This window comes from Paenibacillus sp. NPDC058177, from assembly GCF_042883835.1.
GTDB classification, from domain to species: domain Bacteria; phylum Bacillota; class Bacilli; order Paenibacillales; family Paenibacillaceae; genus Paenibacillus_AQ; species Paenibacillus_AQ agri.
In genome coordinates this window covers 370,137-392,556 of the sequence record NZ_JBHVVB010000003.1, presented here as the reverse complement: position 1 = coordinate 392,556, position 22,420 = coordinate 370,137, and the positions used below count along the sequence as shown (strand labels likewise).

The following is a 22,420-nucleotide window of genomic DNA, read 5'->3' as shown; positions in this document are numbered from 1 at the left end:
AGCAAGCGGAACCTATTTGTCAGGTACAGCTTATAAAACGAAATATGTACTTACAGCCGATACAGGCTATGTGTTTGACGCAACGGCTAATGCATACGGGAAAAACGGAGCGCAAGATTTATCCGGGCGAATTACCCATTTAGGTGCAGGCACATTTACAGCTACCGTATCAAGTACGGTTAAAACAAACGATACGCTTACAATTGTCGCAACCTGGCCGGCAACTTTTCAGAATCTGGTCAAAGTGAACTTGGATAACACGACTTTCTTTCAAGCCTATTATAATGGCGCCACCATTCCTGCACAGGGAGCGAATATTGCGGGTGGAGATGATTTCGGCATAGAATTGGCGAATACTTCGGTTTCCCCGTCTCAATTAAAACCTGTAGTGGTTAAAAGCATTACGGCTGTTGATGATAAGGGAAACAATGTACTGGTCAATTTAACACCGGATACCACGCATAGTGCTTGGGGTTTGAATTTGAACATTAAAGGAAATTCCGCACAAACGAGCAGAACAGTAACCATAACTGTAAGAACGGATGCGGCTTATTCGATTGATAAAAGCTTTTTGACTAGTTTTACAGGCACAGCTGCTTATACGGACAGCTCAAGAAATGTCTATCCGAATCAATATAACGCCGCACAGTATTTCACTGCCGGAGATAAATTAACCTTGAGTCTTTCCTCAAACGCAGTTATTCCTAATGGCGTCCAATTAGTCGGTACAAAAACCTCCAAGTTGGTTGAGCTGACGAACACACTTTTTGACACGACTAATTATAAATTCCAATATACATTTACAATGCCGAATGAGCCTGTATCTGTTGTTGTAAAATCAAGTACTAACGCAAATGCTCCACACAACATAAATGTAAGGCAAACAATAGATAACGTGATCCATTCAACGCTTTCGGGCGGCTCGACTTTTGTTCAGGCAACAGCAAGCGCGCCAGCGAGTGCAAAGGCGGGAGAGAAGGTTACGATTAATCCTGGCAGTTACAATACCAAATTCTATTCAATTACCGGTATTGATGTAAGATCGGCGCTCTTTAATGAAGTTGTGCCGGTTACTAAGAATGCCAATGGTTCCTACTCCTTTGTTATGCCTTACACTGATGCAAACGTGACAGTGAATATCGTAGCCAATCCGTCAATTACGATAACGACCGCAGCTAAAAATAATAGCAGCGCTCAAATTACATCTGACACCAAAAATTATTATCCGGGAGATCGGGTGAATTTTCAAATTACGAATACCGACCCGCACAAAACGTTGTCAGCTGTACGTTTTATAAGAACATCGGACAATGCTGTAATCTCTACCTTAGACAAGAGTAGTCATGCGTTCGATTCAAGCATAAGCGATAGTTATGTCATTTATCCTAGCGGTCGTCAAGTATCTTCCAATGATGGAGTAACCATTGTTGCCGAGTTTAATGATTATTCAGGAATTCCTGTATACAATGGTACGCAAAACACCAAAACTGAGGCGCAGTTTTCGGCTTATCCGGCAAATGTGCTGAAAAATCAGCCATTTACTTTTAACTTTACTGTACCGGATGATCGCAATAATACGCATACTCCGCTAATAAAAGTTACTAATAGCAATGGTACAGCAGATTATATCGATCCAATCTATGTGAGCACAGATTCTCAGAATCAGAATATAAGCACCTATAAAGCGGACCTTAGCAGTTTGAACACAAATCCGCAAAGTATTACTTTAGTGGATAAAGTCAAATCTGCTAATAAGGGAAGACTCATTCAAGCGTTAAGCGCAAATTCAAAATTGCCTGGTTTATTTACGACCATAGTGGTGAATGGAACCAACATGAATAGTACAAACGGAGATCAGGCGGTGTACATCGGTACATCATCCAATCCAACTCAACAGGCCACTTTATCAAACGTAACTTCAACCTCTTTTGAAATGAAAGTGCCTAGTAATATGCTGCCAAACGGCAAAAATGTAACTTATTATGTTTCTGCAAACGGCGTTCAGAAATCATTAACTATTGAAAATGCACAGGAATTGAGTCATAAGACCTTTGGTGTATTAGCCGTTGTGTCATCCAATCAGAGTCATTCTGTCATTATTGGGGCAAACGATACAGACATTAAGCAACAGTTGGGTAGCAGAAAGTCTACACTTACAATGAAAGGCAATTTCGTTGTCACTGGAAAAGAGTATCACTTCAGAGACACAACGATGATTAATTCTGTAGTCAGTAGTTATTTGGAAAAGAACGGTGAACTGAAAGTTACTGATTCTGGAAACGGAAATGTAACGGTTGATGCCAAGAATGTCAGAATGTCCGCAGGCGGTATGAACTTTAGTTCAGGAAATTCGAAAATTGAACTGAAAAAAGGAGTCGAGTACGACCTCGAGGAGAATCAAAAAGGAGATACAGGTGATTGGAAGTTCCCAAACAATCAAAATGTTAAAATCGATAATCTCGGTGGATTGGCTTTGCTTGGCAGGGGGCTTACAGCACAGTTGACCGAAGCTTTGTTGATTGGAAACGACATCATGTTTGAAGGTAAAGCTTTCTATGGAATCATGATACCGGGCGGGAACGAATTTGGGTTTTCACTGGATATAAATAGACTTCAATATACTTTGGATAAAGACGGGAAACTAGTGTATAAAGGTCTTCAAGCTGCGGGTGCTATCACCCCTCCAAACGATTTTGCTGGCAAGGTGCTTCCCGGGTTTAAACTTGATAACAAAGTGGCAATTGAAGGATCGATCGATACTTTTGAAAAAATATATGGACTAGGGTTCGACTTGGAAACAAAGTTAGCGAGTTTCGCTGCCAGCGCGGCTTTGAAACAAATTAATGACTCATATATACCTAATAAAGTTAAATTTATCGCCGCTTCGGAAAAAGGACTTCCGATTCTACCTACCGTTATTTTAAGTAAATTTGGTGGCGGTGTGGATGGTCTTGGCGATTATATAACAGGCAATTATAAGGGGATTGCCCCCATCGTGTTTAATATGAACGGTCAGTTAGATATAGGTCCTCCTGGTTTATCAGCTGATAAAAAACCGTTTCACTTTAATAGTATAGAACTGGTGTTAGGCCCTTCAGTGGTTCAACTGTCTGGTATGCCTAATCTCTTGGGAATCGATTTGTTTAAGTCATTTAGAGCGGGCTTCTACAGGGATTTGGATAAAGCTAGTTTCCAAGTGGATCTTGATGCCAGTATACTGAAAAATTTTGAAGTCATTATGGCACAGGGAAAAGCTAATGTTACAGCCTATACAGATCCGAAACGAAAGACTGATTTTAATGGCCTGCTCCAGGGAAAAGTACAAATTCCTAAAATAACCTTGGCTCGCACATGGTTCGGCAATATTACTGCTGGACCGCTAACACTGAATAAGCTGGGAGTTGGCGTGAGCAACAGCAACGCGTTTGCTACATTCTCTATTTTGGGTTTTGGTCTTAAAGCTGATTATAGTTTTGGAAGTAGATCAGTATCTGTATCAAGATCCCTGTTACCTTCTAGTCAAATGGACAATACGAAGACATACTATGATGAAAACGGCAATTTCGCGGGTGAGATGCAAAGCTTCTCCAATATTAAAGTAGTAGCTACCAGCCCTTCCCAGGCAGCAGGGAGAAAGTTAATGGCCGCTTCTTTGGATGTGCCCGATCAGCCGACGATCAAGACGAATGACGCATCTACGATTCATACGATAACATTCCCTGCAGGCTTGACACAGGATTACGCGGTTACGGTAACTGGCAGCACTTACGATTTCAGCATCACAGATCCTGAAGGTCATCCGTATGCCATAACGTTTCCCAAAACGTTGAGTGACGGAAGTATCTATTATGATGATCCAAATGCTAACGCAGCATTTTTGTCTGACGATACGATTATGTTTAAGCTAGGCCATCAAGCAGGAGACTGGACGATTTCGTCCGCGTCAGGCCAGCCTTTTGCAAGTGCTGTTCTTAACATCATTCCGATTCCGCAAACCGACAGTGCAGTGCTTGATTCGAAAACAAAAACCGTTAATTGGACACTTAAAGGCTTGGATACAGTTAATGAAACCTACCAAGTGCAAGTACATTTGTCCACCGACAATGGCGACGACAAAGCAAACCTAAGCCCTGGCGTTCTAATTCAGACGATTAACGTTGACCCGGCACAGGTTGTGAACGGTGGAATAAGTGGCAGTTATGTATTCTCACAATCTGATTTGAGTCATTTGCAAAGCGGCAGTTATTATCCTAGAATTGCGCTTATTGGCATACCTAAGGACAATAAAGATAAAAATATACCTTATTCCAGCATGAATGCTAAGCAAGCTTTGGTCACAACCAATCCGCTTGCACCTGGTGCTGTAAGCTCTGTTTCCGTATCAGCAGGCGGTGGTGGAACTTTAAAGGCTAAGTGGAATGAGGTTCCCGGTGCGGATGGTTATCTGGTCAACTTGTTTGATGATCAAGGTAGAGCTGTGATGTCACCTTTATCTTATACAGATGAAATTGGGAGCGATGGAAAGGCTACGGGCAATCAAATTCCTCATGCCGGCGTACCGATCAGTTACAGTATTTCACCAGACTACGCTGTCGATGGAGCATTTACAGTTGATTTTGCGGGAATGACTCCAGGCAGTAGTTACAAAATCATGGTATCTTCTTTTTCATATGCCGATAAAACGGATACAAGCTCAGCTCAATTTTACGGCAACCCGACGGTTTCAAATGTTGCCTTTGTACCTGTTCCGCGAAATCCGGTGTTGAATGTTACATCTAGTATTGGAAAAGTGATAACAGACGAAGAAGCGGGCAATTTACTTTACGTGAATGGAAACTTCAATCTGGATATTGTATCCACTTTCCTTAATCAAAAGGATGGGGCAAATGTGAGTCTAGACAGTAAAATTACCGTATTGCAAAGCGACGGAACAATTAACTCGGAGACCAACAAACCTAACTTCAATACGATTTACAGCAGTGCCGATTATGAGAGTACGATTTCCGTTCCCGTTGCGATCAGTGATACAAACCGTTCAAGCATCATTAAAATTGTGGCTGAAAACCAAGATGGCGATCAGTCGAGCTACAGTCTTGTTGTTCATTATAACAACGATGCTCCTGCGTTATTTGTAAATACTGATTCCAAAGGCACTATAGTTACGGACCAAAACGGCAATTATCAAATTCAAGGCAGCACACAGCCATTTATAACCGTGAGAGATAATTTTGGGAATCAGGTAAAAGCCGACGAACGCGGCAATTTTACAATCAAAGGAACGTTGAGTGCTGGATTGCAGGCTTACAGCACCATAACAGCAACGGATTCGTTCGGTAATTCTGCACAAGATGATGTAGTTATAGCTAGAACTACAAGCAACAACGGAGGGGATAGTTCTTCGTCTCCTAGTCCAAACAGCAACACATCTAATCCTGCTTCGCAAGATAGTGGAGCAACTAAACCTGCTTCTCCAAAAGATGACACAACTAAAATTGATGATCGGACTCCAAACAGTGGTGTTGCTAAATCAACATTTAAGGATGTGCATTTAGAAGCGCCTTGGGCAGAACAAGCTATTGAAAAAGCTTATGCACTGGGCCTTGTAAACGGCAGATCAGTAGATATCTTTGATCCGAACAGCAACACCAAAAGAAGGGAAGCCATTACAATATTAGCTAGAGCCAAGAAGCTAACCTTAGGCCTTCCAGCAGATCTCAATAAAGCTGCATTGCATTTTGAAGACTGGGACAGTGTGCCGGAATGGAGCAAGCCTAGTATCGCGGCAGCATATGTAAATGGGCTAATAAGCGGCTCAAAAGTTAATGGGAAGTTTTATGTGAACTCAAATTCCAATATAACAAGAGCAGAGCTTGCAGTGCTTATACAAAACGCGTTTAAGCTAAAAGCTGACATGAATAATGTCAAATCATTCTCTGACGATATCCCGTCATGGGCCGCTGAAAGTATAGCCGCATTATCATCAAACAAGGCCATTAGTGGTTATCCGGATGGAACCTTTAAACCGAGTGCCAATGCAACAAGGGCAGAAATGGTTGTTATGTTGATCAACGTTATTAAACCGTAATAGCACAATAAAAAATCACATTCTGTAGCAGGTTATGCTCAGAATGTGATTTTTTAGGTTCTGGTGCCAGAATAACTTGTACCTATTTCCCCCGTACATGCACTTCTAGGCCCCTGCCCACATAGAATAAAAGGACCATGAACCCGTAGTTCTCATTGCTGATCGGTTTCATTGTACACGTGCGGGAGGTGTCGCCAAATTGCCCGGAATCATAAGTACAATTGCCCTGTTGATCAAAGAATTGACGCTGTTGGTGTCGTATGTAAGGAACAACGCATTTCCACAGCCCCTGACCGAAGAAGAGGAAAGCCGGTACCTGGGGCGGATGGCGGAGGGGGATGCCAAGGCCCGTAACTTGTTGATTGAACATAACTTGAGACTGGTTGCCCATATTGTGAAAAAATTCGATAATACCGGCGAAGACATGGAGGATCTCATCTCCATCGGAACCATCGGCCTGATTAAGGCGATCGAGAGTTATCGTCCGAATAAAGGCACCAAGCTGGCTACCTTTGCAGCCCGTTGTATCGAGAATGAAATTCTCATGCACCTGAGATCGTTAAAAAAGACCCGCAAAGACGTCTCCCTGCATGATCCCATCGGAACTGACAAGGAAGGAAATGAAATCACTCTTATAGATATCCTCGGCTCGGAGGCCGATGATGTAATCAAGGAAGTCGATCTGAAGATTGAGAAGAGCAAAATCTACCGCAACCTCGACATCCTGGATGACCGGGAAAAAGAGGTCGTTGTCGGCCGTTTTGGCCTGGACACGGGTGGGGAAGAACGGACGCAGCGGGAGATCGCCAAGGAGCTTGGCATCTCGCGGAGTTATGTGTCGCGGATAGAGAAGCGGGCGCTGATGAAGCTGTATCATGAGTTTTATAAGGCGAAGCGTTGAGAGTATCGAGTCTGTCTATAGACAGACTCTTTTTTGTTATCAGAATCTAAATGTATAGTGAAAAATATAATTATGCAAAAGAAGGTTTTTTGTGTAAAAATATTGAAAATGTATATCGTAATTTTATGAGCAAAGTTTTGTCTTACAGATACTGGGTGATTGCCGCCGTTTAAGGCAGTATCATCAGGTCTTGATAAGAACTTTGACTTTTCAGAAAATGGTGTGCTTGGCAAGTTTGATGCCTTTGTTTCAAAGATTAAAACAAGCCCACAAGATAGTTCATTATCTGCTAAAGTCTTACAAACTTAACAAAGTCATCGTTGGCATGGAACCTGCCGGTCATTACTGGCTCAGCTTGTTTAGTGACTTGATATATTCCTTGTGTTAAAGTATGCTGTATGCATCTAATCTAAAAGGTGGTGTCTGTTTGTTAATTGCTCTGTAAAAAGCATTTTTATTTTTGTAGGTGACATTTTGGCAATTACTTATTGCTATTTTTGTCGTCCATAAAATGCTTTACAGAGTATGCCAAACAGATGCCTTATCGTGCATAAAAGTGGGTATAGTCTATTGACTGTACTCACTTTTTCTTTGTAAAGCATTTTTAAAACGTTTATTGATTTGCTTTACAAAGGGGATTGATGAAAACGTGGAGGTCTTTTTTGAAGCTTTTGATAGGATGGAGAGATTAGGTCCTGGTAGTGATGAATCTACCACAAGGGCTATGGCGCTCTACCCCAATAGAGATGCAGATCTCAGAATATTGGATATAGGTTGTGGCCGTGGAGCACACACCTTATTATTGGCGGAGTACTTTCCTAACGCCATCATTACAGCCATAGACAACCATGAGCCTTATATTGAGCATTTGAACGAAACAGCAAAGCTCAAGTCCGTTTCAAACCGAGTAACCGCAACATGTATGTCGATGTTTGAAATCATTTTTCCTGATGAATGCTTTGATTTGATTTGGGTTGAGGGTGCGATTTATATTATAGGATTCGAGAAAGGTATCAATAATTGGAAAAGGTTGCTTAAGCCTAACGGATATTTCATTTGCAGTGAGATAAGCTGGTTGACTGATACTCCGTCAGTCGAAAGTCACCAATTTTGGTACAACAATTATCCAGACATGGATACCGTTTCGAACAACCTAATCAAGATAGAGCAAGCAGGGTATACCATAAAAGAGAATTTTGTTTTACCAAGTACCGATTGGACTACTCACTATTATGATCTAATACAGAACAATCTCAAACGCATGAGAGAATATTACGCAGATAATGTTGCGGCAATGCAGGTTGTCGAAATGTTGCAAACAGAGATTGATGTGTACCATAGAAACAAACAAGATTATAGCTATGTTTTTTACGCTATGGAGCGGGCATAATCCACTATCAGGAGGTTAAACCAATGAATATTATAATTAGACAAGAAAAAATTGAAGACGTTAATGAAGTCTACCATGTAGTACAAAAAGCTTTTGAAGATGCTGACTATTCAGACCATGATGAGCATAATTTGGTAAACAGGCTTAGGAATTCTACGAAGTATATTCCGGAGTTATCTCTTGTTGCTGAATATGGGGACAAAATCGTGGGTCATGTTCTTTTTACAGAAATAAAAGTGGGTGATCAAACTTTGATTGCCCTTGCACCTGTTGCTGTATTACCAGATATACAAAACAAGGGCATAGGGAAGCTGTTGATCATGGAAGGCCACAAAATCGCCAAGCAGCTTGGATATAAGGGTTCCGTCGTTTTGGGTCATGATAAGTATTATCCGAAGTTTGGTTATAAAAAAGCCAGTCAATATGGTATAGAAGCACCATTCGAAGTTTCTGACGATATTTTTATGGCAGTTGAGCTTATTGATGGTGGTCTTTCAGATGTCCATGGTGTTGTAGAATATGCTAAAGAATTTTTTGAAAAGTAGATTATAAGCTTGAAAGAATCACAAGGCCAACTCTCTCTCGATCGCTTCCGTTTGGGTGATACAGGTGGAGAAGAGAGGGCGCTGATGAAGCTCTATCATGAGTTTTATAAGGCGAAGTGGTAAAGTCTATATGAGAAGAATAAAAGTGAATGAAAAGCGACTCTTCTACAGGAGAGTTGCTTTTTGCTTTTTAAAATAACAGTGTTTACCTCATATCTCGCATACGGGATTTAATATTGTTACTATATATATGGAACTATTGTGAATCTAAGGATGTTATTTTGCCTAATCCTAATACAAAGGAAGGCGTAGAAAGTTGATCTATCCAAAATCCAAGAGCTTGCCACCTGTATGAAACGTATAGCCTCCAACTTAGAGGATTAAATCAAAGGAGACCGCATTTTTTCTCCTCTTTTTCAGCTGTGCTTATTCTTTACTGATCATTACAATATGTATCATTTGGTATGGAATTATTGTATAGACTTGGATATTTGTTTGTTATATGATTCTATTTGGATCGATAGACCTAATTTAAGACTAGCTAGTCTGTCGTAATCACAGGGGGGAATTATGAGGAAAAGAATTTTGAGCATTGTATTAGGTATGATCGTGCTAGTGAATTTAATTTTTGGAGGTCAAGGCATTACCCTTGCAGCTTCAGCACAGCCAACTGGCAACATGACTGACATTCATAGCAGCTGGGCAAGCAGCCAAATTTCTAAATGGTTAGATAAGGGTTTGATTTCGGGCTATGCAGATCATACTTTTAAACCGAATGCGAACATTTCACGGGCTGAGTTTGCTTCGATTGTTAACAAAGTTTTTGGTTTTAAGGAACAGTCCCAGAATGATTTTACAGATGTGAGTTCAGATAAATGGTATTATTCCGAGATTGGAAAAGCGAAGTCAGCCGGATATATTTCCGGATCTGGGGATAATACGTTCCGGCCTGAGGCAGCAATAAGCAGGCAGGAAGTCGCGAAAATTTTGTACATGCTGTTGCAACTGAATGGTTCTAATGATGATTCAGCAATAAAGGCGTTTAAGGATTACAGCGGAGTGCCGGCTTGGAGCAAAACCTACTTAAATGAAATTGTAAGTAAAGGGTACATAAATGGTTATCCCGATCGTACGTTAAGACCTCTCCAGACGATTACGAGAGCAGAAGCTGTTGTTATACTGGATAAAGCAATGGGTATGCTTGTTATGGACAAGGGAACCGTTGGCGGAACGGAATTAACAACGATATCGGGAAATGTAACAATTAACACGCCAGGGGTTACGCTGAAGAATACTATAATTGAAGGGGATTTGCTGTTAACTGCGGGTATTGGTGCAGGTGAAGTACACCTCGATCAGGTGACTGTGTCGGAAAGAACGATTGTCGCAGGCGGCGGGGAGAATAGTATTCATCTGTTGGACTCCCAATTGAATAAAATGCTTGTAAATAAGCAGCCGGGGAGAGTCCGCATAGTAGCTCAAGGCAGTACCCGGATTAAGGAAACAACTGTAAAAACAGGAGTAAAACTAGAGGGAATTAATAAAGAATCGGGCTTTGACTCTATTGAACTTGATCTTTCGAAGGCCGATGAATCTGTTGATTTAAATGGTTTCTTCAAAACTATAACAATAAAGAATAAAACGATAGTTAATGTTCTTGAAAAGTCTGAGATTGGCGCGCTTGAGGTAGGCAAAGAGGCAACGGCTAGCATAGTGAATTTAGCTGATAACAGCGTACTTAGACAATTAACTTTGAATTCGGCTGCCATAGTCAAGGGAAAAGGCACGATTACAAAGACATTCATTAATGCCAGTGGCTCTACATTTGAACAGGAAATTAAAGATTATACGTTGACCAAAGGCATGACAGTTGTTATTAACGGCAAAGAAATTGGTGCGGAGCCGAATCCGGCACAGCAGTTAGCCCCAGGTGTACAGTTGCCAGCCGCTCCAGCTGCAGGCGGCGGAGGTGGCGGAGGCGGTGGCGGCGGATCCAACCCGGGACCTTCTCCTCAGCCGGAGCCACAACCTGAACAGGGTGAACTTCCGGAAGTTCTAGGAGTGTTTATGGTTGAGGATCAACTGTACGCCTGGTTCGAAGAACCTGGGAATTATAGTAAAATACAGTGGGAACTTTATAATGAAAGCAATAAAACAAGTTACGAGACAGCGTATAAGAATACAGCGGGACAGGTTGGGATTTATACGGTAAAAGAAGGTGCTCTTCCTCCGGACGAATATATTGCTGCCATTTCCAATGAAAAGTATTATGATCTTTTGCCAAGTCTCTTGCTCAGTAAAGCGGTTATCAATGGATCCTATTATCCTGCTGTTTATTACACAGGTATGCTCGACATCCATTTCCAAGTCAATCAGAACGGTATTATCCTGCATTCCGATCAGACTTCAGCTGCTGATACCGCCCCTTTAGTGGATGGTGATCTGATTTCTGTATTCTACGGGGATTATCTGGTTTTGAAAGCGAAGTGGGATGCTGCGGGCAAGAAGTGGGTATATCAGGGCCTTGTGAACATTGTACCGGCTCCGGTTCATGTTTCGGCAACCCCTTCCTCCAGAACGGATATTAACATTAAGTGGGAAGCGATTCCTAAAGCAGAGTACTATCATATTCTTAAAAGCAGCTCACCGGAAGGACCTTATACTCCTGTTAAAGATAGTTCGGGAGCACCTTTGAAAGTAAAAGAAAACGTTTATACGGATAGCGGGCATGCGCCGCATACAACGGTCTACTATAAAGTGATTGCAGTGGTTAACGGCACCGGGTCGGCATTAAGCAATTATGCTTCAGCCACTACGTTTATTAATGAGCGAATGCTATTAGATTTCAATGTTACTGACAGCGTTCAAGATCCAAGCAAGCCCATTATTTATGCAACAGACAAGCAAAAAAAGAAACTCGTTGCGGTTAACTATGAGACCCGGCAGACTACTGAAGTTTCGTTTGAACTACCTCCGGAAAGCTTAGCTTACGCGGATGGGAAATTGTATGTTGCTCTCCTGAAAGCGGAGCATTCGCCTTATATTTTTGATGATCAGCAAAAAGGTGCTGTAGCTGTTGTGGATGCTGCAACTCTTACCATCAGTCATATTTATGATATTAATCTCGATCCTTATAGCATTTCAGTAGACCGCGAAGGCTATGTGTATATTTCATCCGGTTCAGGCCAATGGACGAAAATCCGGTCTTATTCTGGTGATTCCTTTACACCCATCGGATCTTATACAATCAGTCACGCAACGCATACTCTTATGCATCCGACTATGAATAAGATATATACCGTTAACACGAATTCGATTCCAAGAGATATTGGAACATTTGTTATTAAGAATGGCGAATTCCTAAGCAGTTACGATTCTCCTTATCACGGAGATTACCCAATGACGACAAAGATTAATTTATCTCCGGACGGAAAATATCTTTTCAATGGTGCAGGAACAGTATTTTCAACTAAGTATGACAGAATTGGTGATATGAGTTTTGTATATAAGATGGAAAGAGCTTACGATGATATGGCGTTTGATTTGAAGCATGGAAGGTTCTATACCATTAAAGATCGTCTGATCAACTCTTACGACTACAGTAATTTCAGCAAAGTTGATACTATTACCTTAGATGGAGCCGGCCAACGAGTTTTTGATGGAACTAATCAATTACTTGCATTTACCAGCTTAGAAGGGAAGACGATTCTTGAGTTTGTTGATAAACCTTTTGCGGAGGAAGTACCGCCGGTAGATGTCCCGGGGATTTATTTGGGTGGAACGGTTGTAGGCGCTGTATATGACTCTGCTGACAATAAGGTTTATGCTATTGATCAAGCGTTCAAAAATCTAATCGTAGTTGATACCGCAAGCAAGTCTGTTATTAAAAAAGTACCTCTGCCTTATAAACCGTCAGCACTGACTTTATCAGAAGATAGAACAAAATTGTATATTGTGAATAAGGACGCGTACAATTTGGTGACTGAGGTAAGTTTAAGTGATTATTCTGTTACCCGGAGTTTGACGTATTCGAATCCGGAGGATTCCGGGGACTTTTCCCATCGCCATATTTACAACAAGTCAGGCCGTTTGTACGTCGTTTTAGGTGACTGGTCTCCAACGCTGTTGATTTTTAATGAAGTGACTTTCCAGCTAAGCCAGCCCAACACAATAATTGATGATGGTATTGGGGATATGGTATTCTCCAGTGATAACAGCAAGTTCTATTACTGGAGCCAATTTGGATGGGATGCCGGCTCAGCTAAATCTACGGTCTACACTTATTCTATTCATGAAGATGGCAGCATCAACAAGGTTGACGAGTCCGTTCTGGAATATCCGGGCCTAACCAGAGAACCGATGGATGCGCCGGCTTTATTAGTAGAAAGTCTGGGAATGGTCATTGTAAAGAACAAAGCCTTTAATAAGGACAACCTGCAAGAAGTTAAAGGGTCATTCCCGGAATCGATCTATGCTGTGGATGTAGTGAATAATACGGCATTGGGGAAACAAGGGATTTATGATCTTACAACCTTCCAGAAGGTCCAATCTATTGATTTAGCTGGTGCGACCAGCATATTCTATGATGATAAGGGAAATCTTTATTATATGATTGATAACTCTTTGTTTATCAATTAAACACAAGCCTGATGCGAAACCGCATCAGGCTTGTTCTATAACAAAACGTAAAGGCAGGATATTATGATATGCTTAACTGAAAATCCCGTCGATGGTAGCTAAATCATCAACTGACAGCGTGATCTCGCTTGCTTTTATATTTTCGACCACTTGTGCGGGAGCTTTTCCGCCCGGAATCACGGTGTCGATTCCTTTCTGAGCTAATCGTTCTGAAATCCACATTGTATTTATGATCATATCACGGCAGATGCTTCGAACGTAGCGGAGGATTTTTCTCGCTTACGCTAAAATACCAATCCCCCGACCAACAATGCAGTAATAAAGAGTATACTCCCCGCAACCACCACTAATCTTCTTTTTTGGGGGTCATTTGCTGTATTCTTATAGGCACTGACACATATTAGCGGCAATCCTAAGAAACCAAGCATAGCCCAATTTCCAATTGTTTCTCTTTGCTGACTAAATAGAGAATAACTTTCAAAAAACTTAACCAGACCAAGTATAATAGACATGCAAGCAAGTAGAATCATACCCAGAGACAGAAACAGATCATATTTATGCCGATTCTTTACGACATGAAAAATCAAAGGGATAGCTAATCCGATAGACACCAATAAATACACCGGCAACGGGAGACTCTGGTAAAAGCTTATTATAGTGAACACTCCTAATTCCTTAATGTTTTCTCAAAATGCAAGGTTTGTTTAAAAGCGGCTTATCTGCAGGATAAGTCGCTTTTAAACATAATGGGCTTGATTCACTTTTAAATCGTACGTTGTATCCCCTTCTCCTCCACAAACCTCTCCAGAACCCTAAAATCCTCAGTAACCCTTTTAAATGGTAAAGCTCCCAGTACCTTATCCCGGTAATCCTTCCTGGCTCCATTGGACAGACGGGAATCCAGTATGCTAAGTACACCAAGGTCAGTTTCGCTGCGGATCAGACGCCCGGTTCCTTGCCGTAAGCGGAGCAGCATGTCCGGTACAAAAACATCCTTCAAAGGATTGTCTGCCATAGACGCTTTATATTCATAGACAGGATCGGAAGGGACAGGGAAGGGCAGACGGAAAATAATTAACTGCGACAAATCGGAACCTTCGATATTCACGCCTTCCCAGAATACACCGGTACTAAGCAGGACGCCTTTGCTGCTCCGGAAATCAGCGATGACCCCGTCCTGAGACGAGCCTTCTCTTTGCACATGCACCGCCCATGCCAGCTTCTCAGAGTTTAACTTCTTATGGATGTACTTCATATCCTCTTTAGCTGAAAAAAGAACTAATGTCCGCCCATCCGTTAAGTTGCAGAGCCTCATCATTTCCTTGTATGCCGCTTCAAGATAAGCTTCCCGGTTCTGATGGTTATAGTAGGGGATGTCCTTGGCAATATACATCATGGAGTGGTTGTCATAATCAAATGGTGAGGCCTGGCGCTCCATATAATCTCCCCTGTATCCAAGGGATTGCGTGAGATATGCGTATTGTTCCTCCAGCGTCTCCCCGTTTTGGCACATGGTAGCTGATGTTAAAACAACGGAGATCTTCCCGTTAAATAACGTATATTTTAAAAATTGGCTTATGCCTTTAGGACAGATGCTGATGGTGCTCTCCCGCTGGGTGTTGCTTGCCCATATCAGATAATTATCCTTCACTCTGGCGAGTACATCAAAGAGTTCAATAAGTCCGTTGATATCCTCAAAAAGATTATCGATCTCCCGCTCATGCTTGGAAGTTAAGACGGAAAGGCTGAGACTACACGCTTTTAAAATCTGTGACCCCCGTTTTAAGGGAACTCCTGTGATCTCCGATACTTTTATACGGTCATTGTCCTGCTTGGCTGTTTGGAGCAAATCCGTCTCGACTTGTTTGAAAATATGGCTAACGCATCTTTTTAAAAATTTGAATTGCGCCATAAGCTCCCTATCTGCGGATTGCTTGAAGAGAATCTGTAGAGCGTCATCCAGAATACGGCCGGTTCTGCGGAATGTAAACTCGATCGTCCCAGCATCTCTAACCTTTGACTCCAAATTATGAGCTTCATCTATTACGATCAGAGCGGGCCGTTCAGTGATTAGTCCCTTCGTTCCTTCTTTTTTCTTGATCAAATCACGGATGAGCAGGTCCTGGTTGACGATGATAAAATCCATATCGCTGGCGTTTGCATTAATTTTAGCCCTCATCTCGTAAAAAGAACATGTACTTTTATATTGGCAACGTTCAAATTTGCAATCATTGACACACACGTTGGACCATACAGCATCACTAATACCGCCCTTAATATCTGCTCTCTCATCAATTTCATAATTCACAATCTGCCGGGCAAGTGTGGATAGCGGGGAACTTGAATCATCCGTCTGTAACAGGTCTGCTGCTCTGTAACGGCAAGCGTACTGTCCCATCCCTTTTCCGACTACAGAGCGAACCCTTGTAAATCCGAGCCGGCTTCCGATGAACCTCAGATCCTTATGTATCTGTTCTGAAAGCTGTATGGAGGATGTGGCAATAATGACCGGTTGCTGTGAGATATGGTTAATGAGCAGGCTGGGAATGAGGTATGCAAAGGACTTACCGATGCCAACTCCGGCTTCAATCATTGCATTGCGTCCATTAATATAAGCATCCGCGATATCCAGAGACATATCTTGCTGCCCGAGCCGCTCTTTAAGTCCAATCCGGGGAAATCTATCATACATCCGGAAGATGGCATTGACTAAAGAGGGTTCGATGTCCTTTTTTAGCTCCCGCTTCTGTAATTTATTGAGATCACTTAACCAGCTAATAACGACCGCCCCTTTTCATAATCAATGTTCTTCCTGCTATAGTTTTTTGGTGAGGTTGTAATTATCTTCTAAACTACTCTTCCAGTCAAGTGTGAGAACATAAAGCGGAGAGGGAGTACATAGTGGGCAATTATCAAGGCGCTTGGCATCAGCCGGAAGGATGAGTGGATAGCGAAGCGGACGTTGATGGAATTTTTGTTGTAGATCATGATATTTTTAGCATTAATTCCAATTCGATTGTAGTAAAATACTTCTTGTAAATGAAGGATATAAACTCTATTTAAAGGAGACAATCTTTTGAATAAACTGTTAAAATCATTTTCCATTATATTGCTTATTTTTATTGTCGGGGGATGCGGGATCGGATCAAATACTCAAGAAACAATCTTCAATGATAACCAGCGTTTAATGGATTCAGGGGATAGTTACACATTTGGGAGTAAGACAGGCAAGATTACAGAGGACCATGCAGAGATCAAATTCTCGGGCTTTTCAGGGGTCTATACTGTATGGAGCATAATGTCAGATGCGGACGTGACTACAAAGATTAACATTAGTGGAAATGCTAAAAACGATAAATTTAAAATTATCCAGGTTAATGAAAATAAAGAACTGATAACTCTTTGGAAAGGGGAAGGAGCAACTGAGCTTACAGTATCTATACCTAAAGGGGGCAGTTCAATTAAATGGGCTGGCAAACACGCCTCGGGCAAGGTGGTGATGCAACTAGAAACAAACTCAGAGATGAGAGTAGCCTCTCAAAAGGATCTGTTTGAGGGAGATGAATTTTTCAAGTAACATCTTCACCATCTTAGTATGGGGAATGTCCTTAATGATAAATTGTTGACTCTGTAGTCAAGAAGTGATAAAGTAACTCCCATGAGCAGACCAAGAGAGTTTGATGTCGATCGTGTGTTGCACCAGTCTATGGAAGTATTCTGGAATAAAGGATTCAAGGCAACCTCCTATGAGGATTTAACCCGTACGACGGGGGTTAAGAAGCAAAGTTTTTATTGCGTCTTTAACGATAAACGGACGTTATTCTTGAAGGCGTTGGTACGCTATCGTGAACACAGCATAGCAATACTCGAAAAGTTAGAAGCGCAGAAGATGTCTCCACTGGACAAGTTGGAGTCTTTACGCGAATCTCTTCTTGACGAGGAAGTCTCGTGTCGCGGATGCCTGATGGTAAATTCCGCAATGGAGTTCGGAACAGAAGACGATCAGGTCACCGGTGAAATAGAGTTGATGTTCGCTGAAGCTGAACATGTACTAGAGAAGATCATCATCAGTGGCCAGGAGCAGCAGTTGATTACGACCCGTTATTCCAGCAAAGAGTTGGCATCTTATCTGCACAACGCTATTATCGGCGCGAGAATAATGGAGAAATCGGGTGCATCCCGGGAACAGATCGAGGCCGTTTTGCGAGTGTCTTTTTCATTAATTTCGCCTTGATCTTTTTTTTGCCAAGTTGTTGACTCTGTAGTCAAGTAAAAGTCGTTGCTATTGAGTAGAACACTATTATTCCATTAAAGGAGGTGATGCGTTTCGGTATGTGCCTTTAGGCTAAATTTGAATCGAAGTAAAGTTGATCTTAAGCGCAGGCGATGGGTCTGTGATAATACTTAAATTTTTCGAAAAATATATATTAAATTTGGAGGCTATTATGAACAATACTCAATCCGTAGAATCCCTGTTTACATCTATTGAATTAGGCAACTTGAAATTATCCAATCGCATCGTAATGGCACCGATGACCCGTCAATTTTCTCCGGACGGCGTGCCTGGAGCTAATGTAGCTGCCTACTATCGCCGCAGAGCTGAGAATGGTGTGGGACTTATTGTCACCGAAGGAACAGTAATCAATCATCCAGATGCGTCCAATCAAGCTAACGTTCCGTTCTTTTATAGTGAAGCTGCACTAAACGGCTGGGCTAATGTGGTGGCTGAGGTGCATGCAGCAGGCGGCAAGATCATCCCACAGATCTGGCATATGGGAGCAAAAGGCCAAGTGAATGATTATTCGGAAGCGGAAATTGCTGATATCGTTCAAGCTTTCGCACAGGCAGCAGCCGAAGCTAAGCGGCTTGGATTTGATGGGATTGAGCTGCATGGTGCGCATGGATATTTGATCGATCAATTCTTCTGGGTAAAAACCAATCAGCGTACTGACCGTTATGGTGGTAGCATGCTTGCACGCACTCGCTTTGCTGTGGAGGTTATCGAGGCCTGCCGTCAGGCCGTAGGACCAGAGTTCCCGATCGTCTTGCGTTTGTCGCAATGGAAATCTACTGAATACACAGCTAAATTGGCTGAAACACCGGAACTGCTGGAACAGTTCCTGGCGCAACTGGTTGATGCTGGTGTGGATATTTTCCACTGTTCCACTCGCCGTTTCTGGGAGCCTGAGTTCGAGGGTTCTGAGCTGAACTTTGCCGGCTGGACCAAGAAGCTGACAGGCAAACCGACCATTACGGTTGGATCCGTTGGTCTTGATGGTGATTTCACGAGTCTTTTCACTGAAGGAAAAGGGGCAAATCAAGTTGGGGTTGATGAGCTAATCCAAAAAATCGAACGTGAAGAGTTTGACTTGGTGGCCATAGGCCGTGCCCTGCTAGCTGATCCTGAGTGGGCAGCCAAAATCCGTGATGGCCGTACGGATGAGCTGGTTCCTTTTACAGCAGAAGCATTAAAAACACTTCATTAATACCTCTCTCAATTGACAGAACACACTATTATATGTAAAATTTAAATCATACTTATCTCATCGACATAATAATATATTGGTGTGGTTGACCAGTTCGACTGGAGACTGAAGCGGAGTTCACGACATGTGACCCGCCCAGTCTCTTATTTGCGTTTATCGCCAAAGGAGAGAGAGCGGATGAGCGAAAGGCTGAACGGAAGCAAGAAGTGGAGATTCGATACGTTGCAGGTGCATGCTGGGCAAGAACCGGATCAGACTACTGGGGCACGGGCGGTGCCAATTTATCAGAGCAGCTCATTTGTGTTCAAAAGTACGGATCATGCCAGCGCAGTGATTAATTTTGAAGAAGAGGGCAACATCTACACACGGATCAGCAACCCGACGAATGCTGTGCTGGAGCAGCGGATCGCCGCACTGGAAGGTGGTGTGGGGGCGCTGGCTGTAGCTTCGGGCTCGACAGCGGTAACGTATGCGATTTTCAATCTGGCCGGAGCCGGAGATGAGATTGTTGCGGCCAACACCTTGTACGGCGGTACGTTCAATCTGCTGGAGGTCAGTCTGCCAAAGCTCGGCATCAACACCGTATTTGTCTCACCGGATGATCCGGACAATTTTCGTCGTGCTATCACGGATCGTACTAAAGCGCTGTTCATTGAATCCATTGGCAATCCAGGTTTGAATGTCGCGGATATTCAAGCTATAGCGGATATTGCTCATGAGCATCACATTCCATTAATCGTAGATAATACGTTCGGCAGTCCTTACCTTGTGCGTCCGTTTGAGCACGGTGCGGATATTGTAGTGCATTCGGCGACGAAATATATTGGCGGACATGGCACCTCCATCGGCGGCCTGATTGTGGATGGGGGCACATTTGATTGGACTAGCGGCAGATTTCCGGGTTTTACGGAGCCAGACCGCAGCTACAATAATCTCCGTTATGTCGAGAAGTTCGGGGAACTCGCGTATATCACTAAAGTCAGGGTGCAGATACTGCGAGATATGGGGGCGGCGATCAGCCCGTTTAATTCTTTTTTACTGCTGCAAGGCTTGGAGACCTTATCTTTGAGACTGGAAAAGCATCTTGCAAACACGCGGGTTATTGTTGAGTATTTGGAGAACCACCCGGATGTAGCATGGGTCAATTATCCGGGCTTGCCCAGCAGCCCCTATTATTCGTTGGCTGAGCGCTATTTTCCGAAGGGACCGGGGTCGATCTTTACGTTTGGTTTAAAAGGAGGCTATGAGGCTGCGAATGACTTTATCAATAGCTTGGAGCTATTTTCGCACCTGGCCAATGTAGCGGACGCCAAGTCGCTGGTGATCCATCCGGCCAGTACGACACATGCCCAGCTCTCACCGGAGCAGCAGCTCGCCGGAGGCATTACTCCCGACCTGATTCGACTGTCGATCGGCATTGAAGATCCCGAGGATCTGAAGGAGGATCTGGAACAGGCGATTCAGAAGGCACAGCTGGCTGTTACGGATGCAACTGAGGGAAGAGAAACCCCGGAGACGGAGCAAGTAACTGGTTAGCAACGTTTAGCCAGGATAGAATAATGCACAAAACGGACTTGTTTCGCATTTACTTGCGATAAGGCCGTTTTATTTTATGAACATAAAAGCCAATTGAGTACATGGCTACTACCGATTGCGATTTATTTAAAAAGTGATAGCGGCCTCATAACGCTTTAAATATTCAAGCATACAAAAAGCAGCCTTTCTCCAGTATTTTAGAGAGTCGCTGCTTTAGTTTTTTCCGGCTGCCGGTTATTTAGTTGCTATGTTCCCCACTACAACGAAGCGGGCTCCTTAGCAGCATAACGATTCGACGGGACTTCCAGCCCCAGATGTTCCCTCAAAGTGCTGCCTTCATATTCCTTCCGAAACAACCCGCGCTGCTGCAGAATCGGCACGACCTGATCCACGAATTCCTCAAGTCCGTCTGGCAGTGAGGGGGCCATTAGCATAAAACCGTCGGCTGCGCCTTCCAGGAACCATTTTTCCAGAGTATCCGCAATCTTCTCCGGTGTGCCTACCAGATGGTCCTGGCTGAAGGAGCCGATAATGAGGGAATAGACTTCCCTGAGCGTAGGATTCTCCCGGGCAATGACAGGCTGGTGCTTGACATAGTCAGGATTCCGGGCCTCCAAGTGGATCAGTCCTGCCTGCGCGGCGGTGGTCTGTGTCGTAAATCCGCTGAAATCAATCTCCTTAAAATAATCGGCCAGGAAGCCAAGAATATCGCTATCCGGTAGCAAATCTTCCAAGCGTTTCAGCTTGGCATAAGCTTCTTCTTCCGTGGCAGCTATGACTGGAGAGATTCCTTGCAGAATAAAGACGTCGTCCGGATTCCGGCCATAAGAGGCTACCTCTTGCTTAAACTCCTGATAATACGCTTTGGCATCCTCAAAATTATATTTAATGGCGAAAACAACTTCTCCGACTCGTGCTGAGAACTTCCGCCCAGCCTCCGAATTACCTGCTTGAACCAGTACGGGATGACCTTGTGGTGAACGCGCAATATTTAGTGGTCCTTCCACGGCAAAAAACTCCTCTTTATGATGGAGCCGGTGCAGCTTATCTTGATCGAAGAACTGTCCAGACTTTTTATCATACAGAAAAGCATCGTCCTCCCAAGAATCCCACAGGCCGCGCACGACATCTACGAACTCTTCGGCTCTTTTGTAGCGATGGTTGATCTCGAAGTGAGACTCTGCTCCGAAGTTCCGGGCTGTATTCCCGGACAAGTCCCGGGTGGTGACGATATTCCAGCCTGCTCTCCCTTTACTGATCTGATCCACGGACAGGAATAAACGAGCCAAATTGAAGGGTTCAATGTAAGAGGTGGAAGCGGTGGCTACCAAACCAATCTTTGAAGAAGAGCCTGCCAGCGCGGCAATTAGCGTAATAGGCTCGAAGCGGTTGAGGATATTGGGGTGGGATTGTTCATTAATCGCCAGACTGTCTGCGAGAAAAGCCACATCGAACTTCCCGCGTTCAGCGGTTCGTACAAGCTCACGGTAATAATCAATATCTATGCTGGCACCGGGATGTGCAGACTCCAGTCTCCACGATGAAGCGTGCATACCTGTTCCGACGAGATAGGCGGATAATTTAATTTCTCTTTTGCGTGTCATTTGGGGCATTCCTCCTAAATGAGGGTCTCCAGTTGACTGGTCGAAACTCATGTAATGAATAAGTATGTAGGTTTGATTAATAGGTATTATGCAGAAGATTTTAAATAGATGAACTAGGTTTGTCAACCATTAAATTTTCAAATTATTAGCAAAAAAATAGGTTGTTGACGATCGTTAAAATTTGCGATACTATGACCTCAATATAACCGATTGAATTACTCGGAAATAAATAAAT

The 22,420-nt window shown here is 43.1% G+C and carries 12 protein-coding genes; 9 read left to right on the top strand and 3 right to left on the bottom strand.

Annotated elements, in window-relative coordinates; all coding sequences use genetic code 11:
• The first annotated feature begins 16 nt into the window (after positions 1 to 16).
• The 5 genes from ACFVU8_RS15675 to ACFVU8_RS15655 all read left to right on the top strand — a co-directional run bounded on the left by ACFVU8_RS15675 (position 17) and on the right by ACFVU8_RS15655 (position 13,559).
• A complete protein-coding gene (locus ACFVU8_RS15675; protein ID WP_387428324.1) occupies positions 17 to 6,085 on the top strand; it encodes an S-layer homology domain-containing protein in 6,069 nt (2,022 codons plus the stop codon).
• A gap of 199 nt (positions 6,086 to 6,284) precedes the next feature.
• Complete coding sequence (gene sigK / locus ACFVU8_RS15670; RefSeq protein ID WP_066373374.1) at positions 6,285 to 6,986, top strand: RNA polymerase sporulation sigma factor SigK; 702 nt, start codon at positions 6,285 to 6,287, stop codon at positions 6,984 to 6,986.
• A gap of 649 nt (positions 6,987 to 7,635) precedes the next feature.
• Positions 7,636 to 8,376 (top strand): class I SAM-dependent methyltransferase, encoded by a 741-nt coding sequence (locus ACFVU8_RS15665; RefSeq protein WP_387428322.1) that lies wholly within the window; start codon positions 7,636 to 7,638, stop codon positions 8,374 to 8,376.
• A 23-nt stretch (positions 8,377 to 8,399) separates the two neighbouring features.
• Positions 8,400 to 8,921: a GNAT family N-acetyltransferase gene (locus tag ACFVU8_RS15660; RefSeq protein WP_387428320.1), complete on the top strand. Its 522-nt coding sequence runs from the start codon at positions 8,400 to 8,402 to the stop codon at positions 8,919 to 8,921.
• A 570-nt stretch (positions 8,922 to 9,491) separates the two neighbouring features.
• Complete coding sequence (locus ACFVU8_RS15655) at positions 9,492 to 13,559, top strand: S-layer homology domain-containing protein (protein WP_387428318.1); 4,068 nt, start codon at positions 9,492 to 9,494, stop codon at positions 13,557 to 13,559.
• A gap of 284 nt (positions 13,560 to 13,843) precedes the next feature.
• Here ACFVU8_RS15655 and ACFVU8_RS15650 read toward each other — a convergent pair whose 3' ends face one another.
• Both ACFVU8_RS15650 and ACFVU8_RS15645 read right to left on the bottom strand, forming a co-directional pair.
• Positions 13,844 to 14,170, bottom strand: a complete 327-nt coding sequence (locus tag ACFVU8_RS15650; protein WP_387428316.1) for a hypothetical protein — start codon at positions 14,168 to 14,170, stop codon at positions 13,844 to 13,846.
• Between the two features lie 152 nt (positions 14,171 to 14,322).
• Entirely contained in the window at positions 14,323 to 16,197 is a 1,875-nt protein-coding gene (locus ACFVU8_RS15645) for an ATP-dependent DNA helicase (RefSeq protein WP_387428315.1), read from the bottom strand.
• 438 nt (positions 16,198 to 16,635) lie between these two features.
• Here ACFVU8_RS15645 and ACFVU8_RS15640 point away from each other — a divergent pair, with 438 nt between their 5' ends.
• From ACFVU8_RS15640 to ACFVU8_RS15625, 4 genes are all read left to right on the top strand, one after another.
• The gene (locus ACFVU8_RS15640) at positions 16,636 to 17,136 is read left to right on the top strand and encodes a hypothetical protein (protein WP_387428313.1); all 501 of its coding nucleotides are present in this window, start codon (positions 16,636 to 16,638) and stop codon (positions 17,134 to 17,136) included.
• An 81-nt stretch (positions 17,137 to 17,217) separates the two neighbouring features.
• A complete protein-coding gene (locus ACFVU8_RS15635) occupies positions 17,218 to 17,793 on the top strand; it encodes a TetR/AcrR family transcriptional regulator (protein WP_175371146.1) in 576 nt (191 codons plus the stop codon).
• Between the two features lie 211 nt (positions 17,794 to 18,004).
• Entirely contained in the window at positions 18,005 to 19,045 is a 1,041-nt protein-coding gene (locus ACFVU8_RS15630; protein WP_387428311.1) for an NADH:flavin oxidoreductase, read from the top strand.
• A 189-nt stretch (positions 19,046 to 19,234) separates the two neighbouring features.
• Positions 19,235 to 20,581, top strand: a complete 1,347-nt coding sequence (locus ACFVU8_RS15625) for an O-acetylhomoserine aminocarboxypropyltransferase/cysteine synthase family protein (protein ID WP_387428773.1) — start codon at positions 19,235 to 19,237, stop codon at positions 20,579 to 20,581.
• 257 nt (positions 20,582 to 20,838) lie between these two features.
• Here the strand turns inward: ACFVU8_RS15625 and ACFVU8_RS15620 are convergent, their stop codons facing one another.
• Positions 20,839 to 22,185: an LLM class flavin-dependent oxidoreductase gene (locus ACFVU8_RS15620; protein WP_387428309.1), complete on the bottom strand. Its 1,347-nt coding sequence runs from the start codon at positions 22,183 to 22,185 to the stop codon at positions 20,839 to 20,841.
• Positions 22,186 to 22,420: the final 235 nt, after the last annotated feature.